This window comes from Ameyamaea chiangmaiensis (genome assembly GCF_013376175.1).
Lineage (GTDB): Bacteria > Pseudomonadota > Alphaproteobacteria > Acetobacterales > Acetobacteraceae > Ameyamaea > Ameyamaea chiangmaiensis.
In genome coordinates this window covers 1-606 of the sequence record NZ_JABXXR010000365.1, presented here as the reverse complement: position 1 = coordinate 606, position 606 = coordinate 1, and the positions used below count along the sequence as shown (strand labels likewise).

The following is a 606-nucleotide window of genomic DNA, read 5'->3' as shown; positions in this document are numbered from 1 at the left end:
ATCTGCTCGAACGCCACCCGGACCGCCAAACGCTGCTGGCCGCCCAGGCCGGCACGCGCCCGCTGCCACCGGACGAAGCGGCATGGACCGAACGCTTCGGCGCCATCGGCCCGCGTTTCATCCTCGATGCGACCGGCTCGGCGGCCGTGGTGACGATGGCTCTGCCACGCATGGCCGCAGGCGGAACCTTTGTCGTGGCCGGTCTTTTCCACGACCCACCCACCATCGATTTCAACCTCGTGGTCGAACGCGAACTGACCGTGCGCGGTGTCGGCGCCTTCGCCGGCGAAATGCCCGAGGCCATCGCCCTGCTGCCCGAACTGGCCGCCGCGCTGGAACCCCTGATCACACCGGGCCAGCCGCTGGACGCGGTGCCGGCCCTGTATGCGCACCTGCTGGCGGGCGGTGAAGCCCGTCTGAAGACGCTGGTCGCCCCCAACGGCACCGGCACGGAGGGCTGGTGATGGCGCCCGATCTGTTCTCGCTTCGCGACCGGACCCTCGTGGTCACGGGGGGTGGCCGCGGGCTGGGCCGCGCCATGGCACTGCATCTGGCGGCGTGCGGCGCCAGGGTGCTGGTGGCCGGCCGCACGCGCGAGGCGCTGAA

General features: G+C 71.8%; 2 protein-coding genes. Both read left to right on the top strand.

The annotated features are described in order from the left end of the window. Positions 1-464 (top strand): zinc-binding dehydrogenase (locus HUK82_RS17085; protein WP_176615022.1); only part of this gene is annotated, 464 nt, incomplete at its 5' end. Further along, positions 464-606, top strand: a 143-nt coding sequence (locus HUK82_RS17080) for an SDR family NAD(P)-dependent oxidoreductase (RefSeq protein WP_176615021.1), incomplete at its 3' end; no start/stop codon positions are given. The genes HUK82_RS17085 and HUK82_RS17080, both read left to right, overlap by 1 nt.